The 205-nt window shown below is 35.1% G+C and carries 1 protein-coding gene; it reads right to left on the bottom strand.

The genetic code is table 11. From position 1 onward, the window contains the following. Window positions 1–205: Eco47II family restriction endonuclease (locus HSP_RS0108150; RefSeq protein ID WP_010129810.1), on the bottom strand; the 205-nt coding region annotated here is incomplete at both ends.

Raw genomic sequence — 205 nt, 5'->3', positions numbered from 1 at the left:
CGGTAACTTCTGGTAACATTTTGTATAGATCCTCTAAAGCATTTGGATTGCCTGTAACTCTCTCATAGAAAGATTTACCGTCTATTTGTCTGATTCTATCGTTTTCAGGTCGTCTAGTTTTGGTTTTATTATCTGATGGCGTAAATGGCTTATCGTATGTTTTACCGTTTACAGGTAGAATTTCAACATAATAACCAACGGTATT

Source organism: Haemophilus sputorum CCUG 13788, from assembly GCF_000238795.1.
Classification (GTDB): domain Bacteria; phylum Pseudomonadota; class Gammaproteobacteria; order Enterobacterales; family Pasteurellaceae; genus Haemophilus_A; species Haemophilus_A sputorum.
This window is presented reverse-complemented; position numbering and strand designations above follow the sequence as displayed.